Origin of the sequence: Acinetobacter sp. ESBL14, from assembly GCF_036668815.1 — a bacterium.
GTDB lineage: Bacteria > Pseudomonadota > Gammaproteobacteria > Pseudomonadales > Moraxellaceae > Acinetobacter > Acinetobacter gyllenbergii.
This window is the reverse complement of the sequence record NZ_JAZEVS010000002.1, coordinates 344,260-362,809: the sequence shown is the minus strand read 5'-3', so window position 1 is coordinate 362,809 and position 18,550 is coordinate 344,260. Positions and strand designations below refer to the sequence as shown.

Annotated in this window: 12 protein-coding genes; 1 reads left to right on the top strand and 11 read right to left on the bottom strand. The window is 43.6% G+C overall.

Annotation, left to right across the window (positions count from 1 at the left end; translation table 11 throughout):
* Positions 1-4: 4 nt before the first annotated feature.
* The 11 genes from V6E90_RS09825 to V6E90_RS09775 form a co-directional block, all read right to left on the bottom strand.
* Entirely contained in the window at positions 5-1,411 is a 1,407-nt protein-coding gene (locus V6E90_RS09825) for an MFS transporter (protein WP_332605234.1), read from the bottom strand.
* 187 nt (positions 1,412-1,598) lie between these two features.
* Complete coding sequence (locus tag V6E90_RS09820; RefSeq protein WP_016542730.1) at positions 1,599-3,020, bottom strand: FAD-dependent oxidoreductase; 1,422 nt, start codon at positions 3,018-3,020, stop codon at positions 1,599-1,601.
* Positions 3,021-3,091: 71 nt separating this feature from the next.
* Positions 3,092-7,570 carry a glutamate synthase large subunit gene (gene gltB, locus V6E90_RS09815; protein WP_171257957.1) on the bottom strand — a complete coding sequence of 1,493 codons (4,479 nt, stop codon included), beginning with the start codon at positions 7,568-7,570 and terminating at the stop codon, positions 3,092-3,094.
* Between the two features lie 453 nt (positions 7,571-8,023).
* On the bottom strand, positions 8,024-8,890 hold the full coding sequence (locus tag V6E90_RS09810) for a hypothetical protein (protein ID WP_065343215.1): 867 nt from the start codon (positions 8,888-8,890) through the stop codon (positions 8,024-8,026).
* Between the two features lie 19 nt (positions 8,891-8,909).
* Positions 8,910-9,992, bottom strand: coding sequence for a 3-dehydroquinate synthase (gene aroB, locus V6E90_RS09805; RefSeq protein WP_016542727.1), 1,083 nt, complete (start codon positions 9,990-9,992; stop codon positions 8,910-8,912).
* 24 nt (positions 9,993-10,016) lie between these two features.
* A complete protein-coding gene (gene aroK / locus V6E90_RS09800; RefSeq protein WP_004657425.1) occupies positions 10,017-10,574 on the bottom strand; it encodes a shikimate kinase AroK in 558 nt (185 codons plus the stop codon).
* Between the two features lie 19 nt (positions 10,575-10,593).
* Positions 10,594-12,756, bottom strand: a complete 2,163-nt coding sequence (gene pilQ / locus V6E90_RS09795) for a type IV pilus secretin PilQ (protein WP_171068252.1) — start codon at positions 12,754-12,756, stop codon at positions 10,594-10,596.
* A gap of 61 nt (positions 12,757-12,817) precedes the next feature.
* On the bottom strand, positions 12,818-13,345 hold the full coding sequence (locus V6E90_RS09790) for a pilus assembly protein PilP (RefSeq protein WP_016542724.1): 528 nt from the start codon (positions 13,343-13,345) through the stop codon (positions 12,818-12,820).
* A gap of 3 nt (positions 13,346-13,348) precedes the next feature.
* Positions 13,349-14,077, bottom strand: coding sequence for a type 4a pilus biogenesis protein PilO (locus V6E90_RS09785; protein ID WP_016542723.1), 729 nt, complete (start codon positions 14,075-14,077; stop codon positions 13,349-13,351).
* Positions 14,074-14,724 (bottom strand): PilN domain-containing protein, encoded by a 651-nt coding sequence (locus tag V6E90_RS09780; protein ID WP_016542722.1) that lies wholly within the window; start codon positions 14,722-14,724, stop codon positions 14,074-14,076. The genes V6E90_RS09785 and V6E90_RS09780 overlap by 4 nt, the downstream gene beginning before the upstream one ends.
* Complete coding sequence (locus V6E90_RS09775) at positions 14,724-15,782, bottom strand: pilus assembly protein PilM (protein ID WP_016542721.1); 1,059 nt, start codon at positions 15,780-15,782, stop codon at positions 14,724-14,726. Before V6E90_RS09775 ends, V6E90_RS09780 begins: the two co-directional genes overlap by 1 nt.
* A gap of 163 nt (positions 15,783-15,945) precedes the next feature.
* On the opposite strand from V6E90_RS09775, the gene ponA reads away from it, so the two are divergent.
* On the top strand, positions 15,946-18,546 hold the full coding sequence (ponA, locus tag V6E90_RS09770; RefSeq protein ID WP_332605233.1) for a penicillin-binding protein PBP1a: 2,601 nt from the start codon (positions 15,946-15,948) through the stop codon (positions 18,544-18,546).
* Positions 18,547-18,550: the final 4 nt, after the last annotated feature.

The window sequence follows — 18,550 nt, the reverse complement described above, 5'->3', positions numbered from 1 at the left end:
TGGTCTAGGTCGATGAGATCGGTGCGATACATTCTTGTTTAATTTTTCTTAAGCTCCACATCGCTGCAAGAAATAGTCCACCCATGATCACCACCACCACATGGAATGCCAATAGCTGCGCCTGTGCCATCGAATAATGCAAGCTTATCACTGCCCATTTGATCATAAACGCAGTCAGTGTACCCAATACAGCAATGCCAAAAGTCAGTCCAAGTTGTCTGAGCATATTTAAAATTGCCGCAGCAAAGCTAGCATCTGCCTGCGATACTGCATGCAGGCTCAAGGTACTCGAACTCGGCACGATCAATCCAATGCCGGCTCCCATCAGGCCGCTTAAGCCCATAAACAACAGATAAGAAGAATTACTCTGGAAACTGATCATTGCGATCAAGGCGATTCCAGAAATGAATAACCCTAGTCTGAGTAAGGGCAATGCACCATAACTTTGCTGTAACCGACCAAAGCAAATAGAAACCAGCGCCTGCATCAGAAATTGTGGGGCGATCAACCAACCAGCTTGAGCCGCGCTTAAATGAACCTGTTCCTGATAAAACAAGGCAAAGACAAATAAGGAGCTATAGCCTGCAAACCCCAATAGAAAAGAGATCAGATTAAAACGTAAAAAAATGCGGTTATGGAATAAATGACGTGGAATCAGCGGATGCAAAGCGTGTTTTTGATGTCGAATAAAAATCAGCGTAAACGCCACCGAAAGTAGGAAACTAAAAACAATTAAATACCCTATATGTGCTTGCTGAACCATGATAATGCTATAGGTCAAGGTGGCAATCGCAATCACGCTATAGATCAGCCCCAAATAATCAAAACTGATTTTTTGCTGATATTGATCGGCGGCAATACCTTTCCAGCCCAAAAATAAGGCCAATAACCCAACTGGCAGATTCAACCAGAAAATACTTTGCCAGCCCAAATAATGCACCATCAGGCCACCCATCAAGGGCCCAACAATCAAGGCAAAGGCACTGAATGAACTCCAGTTGCCAATTTCCCGTGCTTTGCGATTGGCTTGGGTAAAATGATGTACGATGATCGCCAAAGTCAATGGAATCAACATCGCACCTGCGATGCCCTGAATCACTCGCCCAATAATCAAGATACCAAAATCCGGTGCTGCGGCACAAATCACCGAGCCTAAAATAAAGATCCCGACACCGACCAACCATAAGCGTTTACGCCCCAACCATTGGCTTAACGCCCCCACTGCCAACATCAAACTCGACATACTCAACGCATAGCTATCAATCACCCACTGTAAATCGGCGAGATGACTATTGAACTGTGTCTGAATTGCAGTTAAAGCCAGATTGACACTGCTTAAATCCACCAAGCAGAGAAAGGTACTGGTATACAGTGCCGCAATTAACAACCGATCATTGAGTTTCGATGTCATTATTTTATCCACTCAGCAAAAATCAAAAATGAGAATTATTATCATTAATAGCATAGCAAGGTATTGACTACTTGTTAAAGTTTTATTTTCTTAGTCCATAAGAACACATACCAGCAGCCATCGACAAAATAAAAAAGCCCAAGCACGAGGCTTGGGCTTTTGAATAACTTAAATATGCAAAATAGGTTTATACACCAAGATAATCCAAGATGCCTTCAGCAGCTTGACGACCTTCCCAGATCGCGGTGACCACCAAGTCAGAACCACGAACCATATCTCCACCTGCGAAGATTTTTGGATTCGAAGTCTGGAATTTAAATTCTTGCTGTTCAGCCGCAACCACACGGCCTGAACCATCTAAACTCACATTCGCACCACCGAACCAGTCTGCTGGGCTTGGACGGAAACCAAAGGCCAATAATACGGCATCTGCTGGTAGAATTTCTTCAGAACCCGGAATTGGTTCAGGGCTACGACGGCCACGGCTGTCAGGCTCACCCATTTGTGTAGTGACCACCTTAACGCCTGTGACTTTACCATTCTCGCCCACAATCTCGATTGGCTGACGGTTGAACAGGAATTTTACACCCTCTTCATAGGCATTCTTCACTTCACGTGCAGAACCTGGCATGTTGCTTTCATCACGGCGATAAGCACAAGTTACATCATGCGCACCTTGACGTAATGAAGTACGGTTACAGTCCATGGCCGTATCACCACCACCTAAAACGATCACCTTTTTACCATCGACACTGATGTATTCGCTTGGATCTTTTTCCCAACCTTGGCAACGGTTCACGTTGGCAATCAAGAAATCTAAGGCATCGTAAACACCGTCAAGATCTTCACCAGGGAAACCACCTTTCATATAGGTATAAGTACCCATGCCCATAAACACGGCATCGTATTCCGCAAGCAATTGCTCAATGGTCACATCCACACCAATTTCAGTATTTAAACGGAATTCAATGCCCATCCCCGTGAAAATCTCACGGCGACGTTTCATCACATCTTTTTCCATTTTAAATTCTGGAATACCAAATGTGAGTAGACCACCAATTTCAGGACGCTTGTCAAATACAACTGGTTTAACTCCACCACGCGCCAAAATATCCGCACAGCCTAAACCTGCAGGACCTGCACCAATGATCGCCACTTTCTTATTGGTCCATTTGACCCCAGACATGTCTGGACGCCAGCCCAAAGCGAAAGCAGTATCATTGATATATTTTTCCGCATTACCAATCGTGACTGCACCAAAACCATCGTTTAAAGTACATGCACCTTCACAAAGTCGGTCTTGTGGGCAAACACGACCACAGACTTCTGGCAAGGTATTGGTTTGATGGCACAGTTCAGCTGCTTGGAAAATCTGACCTTCTGCAATGAGCTTTAGCCAGTTTGGAATGTAGTTATGAACTGGACATTTCCACTCACAATACGGGTTACCACACCCTAAACAACGGTGGGTCTGGTTTGCAGCCACTTCCGCGGTAAAAGGTTTATAAATTTCCACAAACTCTGCCTTGCGGACAGTAATATCTTTTTTCTCTGGATCTTGGCGTGCTACATCCAGAAATTGAAAGTCATTATTAAGGCGCTCTGCCATGTCTCTCTCCGTGGGTAGGCGCAGTGATGTCCTTCACCGCTGCACCTGCCTATGTCTTTGCAGTCGTGGAATTATTGTGGGTCAGCTTGGGTTGTTTTCAAAAGCGTTTGCAAATTAGCAGCTTTCGGTTTTACAAGCCAGAACTTACGACTATAGAAGTCGAACTCATTACGGATTTTGTAGGCCCAAGCACTACCTGTCTCTTGGATATGCTCATCCAGAATACGTAATAAATTCTCTTTATGATCTTCCATCGCCTCAGTAGAAATACGATTCAGATCAATCAGCTCATGGTTGTAATAATCCACAAAGTCATTATCAAGGTCGAGAACATAGGCGAAACCACCTGTCATCCCTGCACCGAAGTTATGACCGACTTTACCCAATACCGTCACTACACCACCGGTCATATATTCACAACAGTGGTCGCCAGCACCTTCAATCACCGCAAATGCACCTGAGTTACGAACTGCGAAACGCTCGCCTGCAGTACCAGCTGCAAAGACTTTACCGCCCGTTGCACCATATAAACAGGTGTTACCAATGATTGCTGTGTTTTGGGTTTGGAATGGTGAACCTTTTGGTGGGAAGATCGATACGCGACCACCCGCCATCCCTTTACCGACATAGTCGTTGGCATCACCTTCCAGTTTGATATGCAAACCACCTGCGTTCCAAACCCCAAGCGACTGACCTGCAGTCCCGACAAGGTTCATCACCACTGGGCTGCTTTCCATCCCCAAGTTGCCATAGCGACGCGCAATCTCACCAGAGATACGTGCACCAATCGAACGGTCACAGTTACCCACAGTGAAGTTGAATGAACCACCTTGACCTGCTTCAATCGCTGGCAACATTTCAGCCACCATTTTCTCAGCCAAGACACCCTTATCAAATGGTGCATTGCCTTGAACTTGGCAATATTGTGCCTTACCTTCTGCAGAAGGATGCGACGTCAATAACGCACTGAGATCAAGATGTGCATGTTTCTCTGTTTCACCTGGTAAAACTTCGAGTAAATCAACACGGCCAATCAAATCTTTGAGTGATGCAACACCCAATGCGGCTAGCCATTCACGCGTTTCTTCTGCAATAAACTTGAAGAAGTTGATTAGCATTTGTGGCTCGCCAATATAATGCTCTTGACGTAAATGATCTTGTTGTGTTGCTACACCGGTCGCACAGTTATTTAAGTGACAAATACGCAGGTATTTACAACCTAATGCAATCATTGGCGTTGAACCAAAACCAAAGCTTTCAGCACCTAAAATCGCAGCTTTGATCACGTCTAGACCAGTTTTCAAACCACCATCGGTTTGTACACGCACCTTGCCACGCAAGTCATTCACACGTAACGCTTGATGCGCTTCACTGAGACCCAACTCCCATGGCGAACCCGCATGGTGAATCGATGACAATGGTGATGCAGCTGTACCACCGTCATAACCCGAAATGGTAATAAAATCGGCATAGGCTTTTGCCACACCCGCAGCAATCGTACCAACGCCCGGCTCAGATACCAGTTTTACTGAAACCATCGCTTGAGGGTTGACTTGTTTCAAGTCAAAAATCAATTGTGATAAATCTTCAATCGAATAAATATCATGGTGTGGTGGTGGCGAAATCAGCGTTACACCCGGCACTGAGTAACGTAAACGCGCAATTAAGCCATTCACTTTACCGCCTGGTAACTGACCACCTTCACCTGGTTTTGCACCCTGCGCCACTTTAATCTGCAATACTTCTGCAGAGGTTAAGTATGCAGGGGTAACACCGAAACGACCTGATGCAATCTGTTTGATCTTCGAGTTACGGATGGTGCCATAACGCGCTGGATCTTCACCGCCCTCACCTGAGTTTGAACGACCACCAATGGTGTTCATGGCAATGGCAATGGCTTCATGTGCTTCTGGTGACAATGCACCTAAAGACATGCCCGCAGAGTCAAAGCGTGGCAGAATCTCTTCAATCGTTTCAACCTGATCCAAGGCAATTGAATCCGTGGTTTTCAACTTAAATAAGTCACGAATCGTTGCAACAGGACGGTTATTCACCAGCTCTGCATATTCTTTAAAGTCTTGGTATTGACCTGAACGCACCGCTTTATGCAGTGAGTTAATCACGTCTGGGTTAAACGCGTGATACTCTTTACCAAATACGAATTTAAGCAAACCACCTTGATCAATCGGCTTACGATGTTGCCAAGCTGTGGTCGCCAATTTTTTCTGGTCATTTTCAAGGTCAGCAAAAGTCGCACCTTGGATACGGCTAGGTACACCAAGGAAACATTTATCGACCACTTCAGATGATAGACCCACCGCTTCAAACAATTGACCGCCACGATAAGAAGCAACCGTCGAGATTCCCATCTTAGAAAGAACTTTGAGTAAGCCTTTCTCAATCCCTTTACGGAAGTTGGCTTGTGCATGGATTGGGTCACCCAAAAGTTCGCCTTTCGCAACCAAGTCATTGATCACGTCATAAGCCAAGTATGGATATACCGCAGTTGCACCAAAACCTAACAAGACTGCAAATTGGTGTGGATCACGAGCAAAACCTGTTTCAACTAAAATGTTTGCATCGGTACGCAAACCAGTTTTAATTAAATGATGGTGCACAGCGCCTGTTGCCAATGCAGAGTTTGCAGGTAAGAAACCTTCACGCAGGTTCTTATCGGTGAGCACAATCAGTGTTTTACCATCACGAACCGCTTGTGCAGCTTCTTCACAAATCCGCGCAATCGCTGCTTGTAAACCTTCAGCTTCTGCATAGTTCAGATCGATATCAACAACGCCATAACCTTCACGTTCTTTTTCAACGTCACGAAGCTGCTGCATTTTCGAATTTGACAATACAGGGCTTGAAATGATGATCCGATCCGCATGTTCTGGGCCTTGCTCAAACACGTTCTGTTCACGCCCCAAACAGGTTTCCAATGACATGACGATTGATTCACGTAATGGGTCGATTGGTGGGTTAGTCACTTGCGCAAACTGTTGACGGAAGTAATCAGACACGTGACGCACTTGACGAGACAATACCGCCATTGGCGTATCATCACCCATTGAACCGACTGCTTCTTGGCCACTTTCTGCGATTGGACGTAACAATTGGTCGCGCTCTTCAAATGTCACCATAAACATTTTTTGAGCTGCTTTTAATGCATCACCCGTTAAACCTTGGTCAAGCAACTGCTCTTCAAGCTGAGGATTAGCTTGTAAACGGATGGCATGATCACGTAACCATTCACGGTATGGACGCATATTTTTCAGATGGTTACTGACATCTTTGGTATCCAGCACTTTGCCAGTCAAAGTATCAATCACTAAAATTTGACCTGGGCCCACACGACCTTTAGACACCACATCTTCAGGTTCATAACCCCATACACCAATTTCTGATGCAAGTGTGATGTAATCATTCTTGGTGATCACCCAACGTGCTGGACGTAAACCATTACGGTCAAGCATACAGATCGCATGACGACCATCTTGAATCACCAGACCCGCTGGACCATCCCAGGCTTCCATATGCTTCGAGTTAAACTCATAGAATGCACGTAAGTCAGCGTCTAAAGTCTCAACGTTTTGCCATGCTGGCGGAACCAACATACGGAGTGCACGGAACAGGTCCATACCACCACCCACCAAGATTTCAAGCATGTTATCTAAGCTTGAAGAATCCGAGCCAGTACGGTTCACAATTGGATTTAACTCCGTTAAACCTGGTAGTAATGGATTTTCGAATTTTGGCGTACGTGCCAATGCCCAGTTACGGTTTGCTGTAATGGTGTTAATTTCACCATTGTGTGCCAAATAACGGAACGGCTGCGCCAACGGCCAACGTGGTAGCGTGTTGGTCGAGAAACGTTGGTGGAACACCACAATATGCGAGGTTAAACGCGCATCCGCCAAGTCGGTATAGAAGTCAGCAATTGCCGCTGGCATCATCAAACCTTTATAGCTGATCACCGTTGTCGCCAACGTAGTCACATAGAAAAGCGGATCATTTTGTAATTGTTGTTCTGCACGACGACGAGCTAAGAAGAGTTTACGGTTAAACTCAACCTCAGTTAAACCCATCGGGCAGTTCACGAGAATTTGTTCAAATGCAGGTAAGGATTGTAGTGCAATCTCACCCAAGGCATCATTATTTGTAGGTACAACACGCCATGCTGCAACAGTTAAACCTTCAGCAGCAATTTCTTTATTTAAAATATTTTTGGCATTTTGCGCTAAAGCAGGATCGATGTTTAGGAATACAGTTCCTGCAGCAAAAATTTCAGTCAGGTTACTGCCTAATTTCTGTGCTTCTTCACGGAAAAATTGTTTCGGCATCGCCAATAACAATCCGCAACCATCTCCTGTCTTACCATCCGCGGCAATACCACCACGGTGCGTCATGCAACTTAAACTGTGAATCGCAGTTTCGACCAGATGATGGCTTGAGTCACCCTTCATATGGGCAATCAGACCAAAACCACAGTTATCCTTAAACTCGTCAGGCTGATATAAACCTTGAGCGGGAGCTACAGTATTAGGCGATGGCATGTGCATAGCGTACCCTTCTTTCAACATGGCTCTTTCGAGCAACAAACAATCAATTCATTTTCTGCGATATTGCCGATTAACTCATACAAAGTTCAATGCTTCGCGAAAACATTTTTCATGGCGAATTTGCAATATACGTCTTTCCTTTACAAGATTGCACCCTATAAAGTGTTTTCAGTTATTACACCTTCACCTAGGTTTGTAAAGCACAAAAACTTTCCATTTCACCCAATTAATGAACTGTTTAGCACAAAACAGGGCAATGAGCAGACAAATTAGCACCACAAAAAAGCAAAAAACATGCCATATAGGCATGTTTTTACTAAATCATTAAAAAAGTTAAAATAACATCAAGATACAAGGAAGAGGGAGCTCATTTTTGCGCACAAAAATGCACCAAAAACTATCATCATGCTATAAAAAGAATCATTAACGCACATTAATGGTGCAATTTTAATTAAAAGGATCACTCACTTCACGCTTAGAAGCATCTGAATTTTCTTTTATTTTTTCAGCAGTTGCAGGTGGTTTCGGTGCAGATTGGGTTTGTTTTACGTTCACCACATTACCCTGCGCATCACGCTGTGTGACGGTGGTTTTTACTGTGCTCGATGTATCTGTGCTACGTGCGTTGCTTGAGGCAGATGTTGTTCCAATCAATAAACTTTCATCCACGCGTGGCAATGCAGCAGGTCTTAATTGCACAGCATAGAGCTGATTGGTTGCCGACTTCATTTCATCAGAACCCAAATCATTGACCAAGGCAGCATAACTGGATAGCTGGTGGGCTGTAGGTTGAATTGATTCAGGTAAGGCCAAATTCAATTGCGCAAATTGACGGCTTGCATCTTCGGCACTGCTAAACACACCATAAGCAAGTACATATTGCTCAACCTGATCTTCACCACTCAAGCGAAAATACACAAACTTTCTACGGTCTTCACGGTTTAACAAAAAGTTTTTAACAATTGCCTCATCTGAACTACGGAAAATTTCCATGGTCCATTGGCGCTGATTTTCTTTAATAAATTTGGTGCCACGGAATTCAGGCGCATGCTCATTGGAAACCACGACACGCGTGGTCAAATCCAGAGGCTTAACTTCATCTGAAAGCGCGCCTAAATGCGTGGTCGCTGCAACTTTTTCAGGTTGAATCTGAATCTGAGCCTGAGTTTCTTTTTCAGCTGGCTGTTGTTCTTTCACGAGCGCCTTACTATCCGTCACGCCCCAGAATATCAATGCAGCAATTAAACACGCCACAGCAAAAACGAGCCAGCTATATTGTTGAATATTTTGCCAAATTGATCGTGATACAGCCATGCTTTTCCCAAATGATTAATTATGCAGATTGATTTGCAAGAATAGATTGTTTCATCAGCTCAATATCAAAATCTTTGGTAATCACCGCTTGCCCTAATTTTTTCAATAAAACCAAGCGTAATTGACCATTTAAGACTTTTTTATCGTGCGACATATAAGCCAAGAATTCATCTAATGGAATTTTCGGACATGATATCGGTAAATGAGCACGGTGAATGATATTTTTTGTACGTTGCAAATCTTCAGCAGTGATCCAGCCTAAACGCTGCGACAAATCTGCCGCCATCACCATTCCTGTTGCTACCGCCTCACCATGTAACCATGTGCCATAGCCTAGATAGGATTCAATCGCATGCCCAAAAGTATGCCCAAGATTGAGCAACGCACGCTCACCCTGTTCTTTTTCATCATTGGCCACGATACGTGCTTTATGCGCACATGAGCGAAAAACGGCTTCAGCCAGTAAGTTTGCATCACGCCCAACCAAGGCATCTATGTTTTGCTCTAACCAGACCAGAAAATCGACATCACCAAGTAAGGCATATTTAATCACTTCCGCCAAACCTGCAGACAATTCACGGTCAGGCAAAGTATCCAATTGCGCCATATCGGCAAGCACCACTTGCGGTTGCTGGAAAGCCCCTAACATATTTTTACCTAAGGGGTGATTAATCCCCGTCTTGCCACCAACACTGGAATCGACTTGCGACAATAAAGTAGTGGGTACCTGCACAAAGTTTACGCCACGCTGGAAACAGGCTGATGCAAAACCTGCCATATCCCCAATCACGCCGCCACCCAAAGCCAGTACGGTACAGTCACGGTTAAAACCCGCTTCTAATAAAGCATCAAAAATTAAATTCAGGTGCTGAATATCTTTATATTTTTCACCATCTGGCAAGATGCACTGTGCAACCTGTTTTTCCAACTGGGTTAAAGCATTAAGATAATGTTGTAGGTAGAGTGGCGCAACCGTTGTATTGGACACCAACATGACTTGTCTGCCATGTAAATAGGGCTCAAGTAAGGTTTTAGGATCTAAATGACTGCCAATAAAGATTGGATAACGACGATCACCTAACTCAACATGTAACGTTTGCATAAACTTAGACCAACCAGAAACGACTTAAACTTGTTTAGATAAAATAACGTGCAAAATGCGTTGCGCTAAATCCCGTGCCGCACCTTGATTTGTTTCAATAATATAGTGCGCAACCTCACGATACAAAGGATCGCGGATCGCCAAGAGATCACGTAATTTTTGCTCTGGATTTTCGACTTGTAATAATGGGCGATTTTTATCACGGTAGGTTCGCTGTAGTTGTAATTCTACAGGTGTATAAAGATAAACAACGATGCCACGTTGTTTTAGAAATTCTCGATTTTTCGGTTGAGTAACAGCACCACCACCCGTCGCCAGTACCAATAATGGACGAGAGGTTAAGTCATTTAAAACATTGGTTTCACGTAAACGAAATCCGACTTCACCTTCTTTTTCAAAAATCCACGGAATGGTCGCACCTGTTTTACGTTCAATTTCATGATCACTATCAATAAAATCTCGACCTAACAATTCTGCTAAATGTCGGCCAACTGTTGTTTTTCCTGCCCCCATCGGCCCTACCAAATAAACATTTGGTAGGGTTTCAAACGCTTTGCTTGGCAACGCGCCACCTATATTCATTGCAATTATTGAAAATATATTAATGATTTCTGGTCAAAGTGTCATTAACAATTCTCGGTGTCACAAAAATAAGCAGTTCACTTTTATTTTCAGTTTTTAGATCTCTTCGGAATAATCTCCCTAGATAAGGAATGTCTCCCAAGAATGGCACTTTGGTTTGGGCATTACGATTCGATTGCTCAAAAATCCCGCCTAAAACAACAGTTTCACCATTATCAACCAATACATTGGTATCAATTGCATTCTTATTCAGGATCAGTTGTCCATTTGGTGCGGGTTGTCCAATCGAGTCATTTGAGATATTTAATCTCATTTGCACTTTCCCTTCAGGTGTAATACTTGGCGTAACATCCAAACTCAGCAATACATCTTTGAATGCGGTACTGGTCGTCTGGTTACCCGCTGTTCCTGTGACTGTTTGATATGGAACTTGTGTCCCTGACATGACTTTTGCTGGTTGCTTGTCGGCTGTCATGACTTTCGGTGTTGAAATGACTTCACCATAACCATCCGCCTGCACTGCAGACAGCTCCAAATCCAGCATAAAATCAGACAAACTAATTAAACCAAACGCAATACGGCTAGCACCGGCGGTCGTCGCACCTAAGTCCACATTCAGGTTATCTGGACGTTCAATTTCATACTTCCAGCCCCCTGTATCATCATTTTTCTCTGGCTTGCGTAAATTCCATAAGGTTGTATCACTTCCCCCAACCAACAGATCATTATTGTTGGTAATTCCTTGTGATAAAATCCCCCACTTCACCCCCATCTCTTTCGTAAAGTCAGTGCTGGCACGTACAATACGCGCTTCAACCATCACTTGTTTAACGGGTACGTCGAGTAAATCCACCATTTTTCGAATCTGGTCAATTTTTTGTGAAGTATCATTCAAAATTAAAGTATTGGTTCGAGGGTCAATCGATATGGTGCCTCGTGGGCTTAATAAGCCGCCCTCTAAGGTATCATTGCTTAACATTGATCCTGAGTTATTACCCGAGTTATTACTATTACCATTGCTACCGTTATTGTTAACATTTTTGCCTTGAGTAATCAGCTTCTCAATATCTACGGCTTTTGCATAACTTAACTGGATATATTCTGTTTGCAACGGAGCTAGCTTCACACTCTGTGCAATCGCTTTCGCCTCTTCCTCTTCTGCTTTAATCAGCTCAGAAACAGGTGCAATCCAAATCACATTACCATTACGGCGCTTATCCAAATTTTTGGTTTTTAATACAATATCAAGAGCTTGATCCCATGGCACATCTTTAAGGCGCAGGGTAATATTCCCTTGTACCGTATCTGCTGCCACCATATTGATGCCAGTAAAATCAGCCAAGAGCTGCAATACACGACGCACTTCAATATCTTGGAAATCTAATGAGATTTTATTGCCCGTATAAGTATGCGCCTTCGCCTTTGCAGGAGATTTATCTTCAGGACGTTTCAAACTAATGGTCAGCTTGTTTTCTGCTTGATAGGCCATATATTCATAGCTACCCGCAGACTGAATGGTAATCACCCCATTGCCTTTGTCATTATATGCATCAATACTGGCAACTGGTGTTGCAAAATCATTGGTATTTAAACGACGCGCTAAATGAGTCGGAATTTTGTTCCCCATCGTACGTACGACAATCTTACTGCCTTGTTGTTGCACATCGACTGGGGTATTACTGCCCAACAAATCAATCACGACCAGACCTTCACCTTGATTTCCTCGTTGGAAACCAATATTGGAAACGCCTTGTTGTATCTGACGTGAACTAACTGATGGTGCATTCACGCTAGTCGGTTTCGCTGAATTAATTTTCAATACAAAAGTATTGCCTTCAACTCGTGTCGTAAACGCACCCGCCTCTTTTAAATTCACAATCACACGAGAACGTTGATCATCTGACGCAACCTCAATCGAACTGGCCTCTGCTGTTGAAACAGGAATTGAGTTTTGCTTTAAACTCTGCTGAGCCTTATCAAAATCCAAAATCAAACGAGACGGCTGCTCAAGCTGGTACGCTTGTGGTTGTGGTGGAAGACCATTAAACATCACACGAATTTCCGTGCCCTGATCAGCCAAACTCATCGGTACAATATTGGTCATACTCACTTGCGCCGATGCAACTTGCATCACCGCAATTGCAACAGCACCCATAGAAAATTGACGGAATGCATGATTCATGGTCTTCGCTTCCCCAAATAAAGAATCTTTAAACTGTTTTTTCATTGTTATTCCCTTAATCTTACGGCGCTGGTCCAATTAAAACGAGTGTACGAGGTCTTTCGACATAGCCCTCTCGGCCATCGGGTACAATCTCCACCAAATCGATTTGAGTCGGGCTAATTTTAATAATGCGACCTTGGTTCATCCCCAAATAACTTCCCACTTGCACCCGTTCAATTTGACCATCTGGTGTCTGAAGCAGAGCAATCGTATCACTACGTTTCCCCCTCATGCTGCCTTTCATGTTCAATGACTCTAATGCATACGCCTCTAAAGGCTGTGGCTGGCGATTAAAATTCGGATAAACCCGCTTCCCTGCCATAATCTTCAATTCAGCTGCCAAAGAACTTGGCATGAAAGGACTTTTTAACTGATGTGCTGCGTAATTAAACAAAGGCACAGGGCTAAATACGGGTGCTGGTTCAATCGGCAAAGGTGGTTGATTACGGATTTCCGCCATTTTTTGACTGACCGCATCAATCCGGGAATCACACCCAACCAAGCCCAACCCAAGCAGAAAACTCAGTAGCAATTTATAATTATTCATTTACTATTTTCCTCCTGAGACAGGTGGATTATCTTTCGGTGCTTTTGATTCATTTACATGCTCATCAACACCAATATAACGATAGGTTTTTGCTTTAACGGTATAGTTCACTACAGGAATGTCAGATTTTTTCTGCGTATCTTCTTTTGCTTCAACCGTAAAGTCATGCAAGGTCACAATACGTGGCAAAGCGGCAATGCCCGTGACAAATGCACCAAAGGCATGATAATCACCTGTGGCATCAATACTGATTGGCTGCTCAATAAAGAACTCTTGCTTCACTTCACTTTCTAGACGGATGTTTTTAAATTTCAATCCAGAATTCACACCGGTTAAGTTGATATCCTCAACCAAACTCGGAATTTCTGTTTCTTTAGGCAGCTGTTCTAACTGTTGATTAAAATTCGCTTCCATTTCTTGCAGTTGTGCTTGGTATTGTTGCAAATTACGTAATTTTGAATCTTTCTCTCTAAACTCATTGAGTAAGCTTTGCTCTTTGGCTTGCTCATTCGCGATGGATTCAAGTTGAGACTTGATCACTACAAAATAACCTAATGCAACAACTGCCAAGAACACAAAAATCCAGCAGGTAATTTTGACCGATAGTGGCCAACTACCATAATTGTTCATATCCAACGTATTAAACTGTTGGAAAAACTGTTCAACCGTCATTTTCTTTTTCTTGATCGCAACGGTATCTTGATTTAAATCATCAGCTTTATCTAACTTCATTTTGCCACCCCGACTACCCCTGATGCGGCTGCTTCTGATGTTGGTGCAGCTTCCGCAACTGTCCCGATCTCACCCAGATCTACAGTGACCACAAAACTGCCATAATTTTCCTCAACACGAGGCACCAACGACGTTGCTGTTTTGTCTTTATTTTTGTTTTCATCCACGGCAAGGAAGGAGTTCATAAAGGCATTTCGATACCAAGGCGAAGCCTCTAGATTACGTAACAGTTCAGCCACGGTATTCGGGCTTTCTGCCTTTCCTTCAATCGTGAATTTATCCCCTGTACGACTAAATTTGGTTAAGTACATTGTCGGTGGCGTGACTCGAACCAATTCATCCACCAAGCGGACGGTAATTGGACGTTGTCCTTGTAAGCCTTGGATCAGTTTCATCCGCTCAATAATGGCGTTACGACGTTCCTGCAAACCATCCAGTGCTTTGAGTTGCGTATCTAAGTTTTGATTGGTACTGACAATCAATTGATTGGCTTGTTCTTGGTCATTGAGTTTATGATCAAAGTACATCCATCCAAAAAATACCGAAGCAATGCCTAATGCAGCGACCCCAACGCAAAATGCGACAAACTGTTTCTTTCGTTGTTCTCTTAGCTCATCACGCCAAGGGAGTAAGTTAATCTTTGCCATTAATCAAAACTCCTCAATGCCAAACCACATGCCACCATTAAAGAGGAAGCATCGTTTTCAATTTTTTTAATATCAATTTGGGGAGAAAAACCCATTTGTAGGAATGGATTGGCAATGGTGACGCGATAACCGAGTTTTTGTTGTAATAACTTGGCAAGGCCTGGAATATTGGCATTCCCGCCCGCCAACAAAATATGGTCAATTTCATTGAATTGTGAAGATGAAAAGAAGAACTGGAGCGAACGTGCCGCCTGTTGAACCACAGCATCCAAGAAAGGCTCAAGGACTTCGGTATCGTAATCATCTGGCAAGGTGCGCTCTTTCTTAGCACGCCCTGCTTCTTCAAAAGAAAGACCGTAACGAGTCTGTACATCTTGAGTCAGTTGACGACCACCAAAGACCTGCTCACGGGTATAAATGATTTTGCCTTTTTGCATCACCGACAAAGTGGTCATGGTATGACCAATATCTAAGATCCCAACCGTATTTGCACCCATTGGCAAGGTATCAGCAAATACACTGAATGCACGCTCCATCGCATAGCTTTCTACTTCAGCAATTTTTGCAGTTAGGCCAGCCAGCTCTAGAACCTCGACACGTGTATCGACATTCTCAGTCCGTGTTGCAACTAAGAGGACATTGACCCGATTTGGATTCGCTAAACGATCAGGTAAAACTTCAAAATCAAGACTGACTTCATCTAATGGGAACGGAATGTATTGCTCAGCATCCATGCGGATTTGAACTTCACGTTCTTCATCCGTCATGTCGGCATCCATCTCGATAATCTTGTTAATGACCATGGATGTCGGCACAGCAACTGCAACATTGGTGGCATGAGGATTGGCAAGGTTGACCACCCTCTCAAGTGCATCACCTACCGCCTCTGGATTCAGTATGCTTTTTTCCACGACACTGCTTTCAGGCAATGGCATCACCGCATAACTTTCAACCCAATATCTACCGTTCTTTACAGAGAGCTCCAATAACTTAACAGTTGTCGAACTAATATCGACACCCACTAACCCCTTATTTGGTTTACGATATAACCTGAGCACAGTACTTTCCTATTTATTTTTTTATCCCCAAAAATACAACACACTAATTTTGTTTTGGTCTTTAATTGCTACGGATACAATAACTCATCTAACAATCCGCAAGTCTAAAGGATATACTGACCACAATTAGTTTGCCATTCGCTCTTATTAAAACTTACTTATTATGAAAAAGCTATCCAGTTCTGGTATTGTTCGCCCATTTTTTTTGATCATTATTATTATCTTAGTCTCACTTCCAATGGGATTTTATGGCATGTATCTCTATCTTGCACCTTCACTGCCAGATATGAGTTCACTCAAAAAAGCGCCTTTACTAAAACCATTGCAAGTCTATACGACAGATGATCAGTTAATTGCGGAATATGGCGGAAAATTATCCATTCCTGTTAAATATGAACAGATCCCTCCTTCTTTTATCCACGCCTTTCTGGCAGCGGAAGACTCATCCTTTTTTGAGCACAATGGGATTAGTTTTAAAGGGCTTGGGCGAGCACTGACTGAATCTGTTACAGGGTCTGATGTCCAAACTGGGGGCTCGACCATTACCATGCAGGTAGCGAAAAACTATTATTTAAGTCCAGACCGAACACTTCGACGCAAACTAACAGAAGTGTTTCTGGCACGTAAAATCGAGCAAAACTTAACAAAACAGGAAATTCTGACCGCTTACGTCAATAAAATTTTCTTAGGTAAAAATGCCTATGGAATTGCAGCTGCCGCACGTGTCTATTACAACAAAAATATTAATGAACTTAGCACTGCACAAATGGCGATGATTGCAGGTCTACCCAAGGCACCATCAAAATACAATCCTGTCGTAAATCCTGAACGCGCCCTTGAACGCCGTAACTGGATTTTAGGTCGTATGCTACAACTCGGCTACATTAACCAAAATCAATATCAACAAGCGGTCGCAGAACCGATCAATTTGAATATGGTTGATCGCTCAGTGAGCAATGTATTCCCTTATGTAGGTGAAATGGTTCGCTCAGAATTGGTCGAACATTTTGGTGAACAAGCGGTTGACTCAGGCTACAAGGTTTACACGACTATTGATAGCAAACGTCAACGTTATGCTGAACAAGCGATTCAAAATGGTCTAGAGGCTTATGACCGTCGTCATGGCTGGCGTGGCCCTGAAGCACACGATAAACCATTGAAGCAATTTATGGCTTATGCCAACACCTACCCTGCGCAAGTGGTCAAGGTCAATAAAAACTCTTTTGATGCCTTGATGCAAGATGGCTCAACAGTGACCGTGAATTGGTCTGGTATGTCTTGGGTTCGTCCTTATCGCAACGCCAATAGCGTCGGTGGTGCACCATCGAATGCCTCACAGATTGTCAAAGTCAAAGACATTATTCGCTTGCGTCCAAATGAAGGTAAAACCGTTTGGTCTTTGGTTCAAGTGCCGAAAGTTCAAGGACAACTGATTGCCATTAATCCCAATGACGGTGCAATCGAAGCTGTTGTCGGAGGCTATAACTTTTATCAATCGAAGTTTAACCGTGCTATACAAGGTTGGAGACAACCAGGTTCCACCATTAAGCCTTTTGTCTATGCATTGGCTTTAGAGCGTGGCATGACACCTTATAGCATGGTCAATGACAGTCCTATTACCATTGGCAAATGGTCTCCAAGAAACTCAGATGGTCGCTATCTGGGCATGATTCCTTTACGTCGTGCCTTATATTTATCTCGAAATACCGTTTCTGTACGTTTATTACAAAACGTTGGGATTGAGCGTACTCGTCAATTGTTTATGGATTTTGGTCTACAAGATGATCAAATTCCACGTAACTATACCATTGCCCTTGGTACACCACAGGTACTACCAATTCAAATGGCAACAGGCTATGCCACTTTTGCCAATGGCGGTTACCGTATTCAGCCACACTTCATTAAGCGTATTGAAGATGCAGCTGGTAAGGTCATTTACGAAGCGAAACCTGACTACGCCTGTATCCCGTGTATTAGTAGCGCCAATGTAGATTCAAAACAGCAAGCAGCTGATAAAGATCAATCCAAGGACCAAGTCACCGATGTGACCAATCAAAGCTTAGATGAATCCACTGCTGCTTCCGAAGCACAAATGCTCACAGCGGATACGGCACCAACTACCAAAACCAACAGTGATTACCGTCAAGCCCAACGCATCTTAAAATCGAGCTCTGCCTATGACATGGCCAACATTTTGCGTGATGTGATCCAGCACGGTACAGGTCGAGCGGCACTTAAAATTGGTCGTGATGATTTAGGGGGCAAAACAGGGACAACCAATGATGCCAAAGATGCATGGTTCGCTGGCTTTAATGGCAAGTTGGTCGCGATTGCTTGGGTTGGTTTTGACCAACCGCGTACACTCGGTCGCCGCGAATACGGTGGCGTTGCCGCACTTCCAATCTGGACCAACTTTATGGGGAACTCATTAAAAGATACCCCATCTGCATGGGTTCGTTTGGATAAAGAAGCAAAAGATCCGATCTCTCGTGATAAATTGCAGATTCAGCAAAGCGAAGATAAAAAAGAATATCGTGCTTCTCCACCACTGGCTCGTCCACTGTATCGTCCAGCGCCACCAGCGCCAACACGTTCAGTACAAAATGATTTTTCAGACTTACCTGGAACAAGCTCATCAACTGACGAACAACCAATTGTACCTGCTAAAAAGCAACCACCAGCAATGGGCTCGAATTCATCAAACCCAGCACCTCCACCGAAAGAAAAGGATGGGATTGAGCATTTGATCAATCAAATCCAGTAAATAA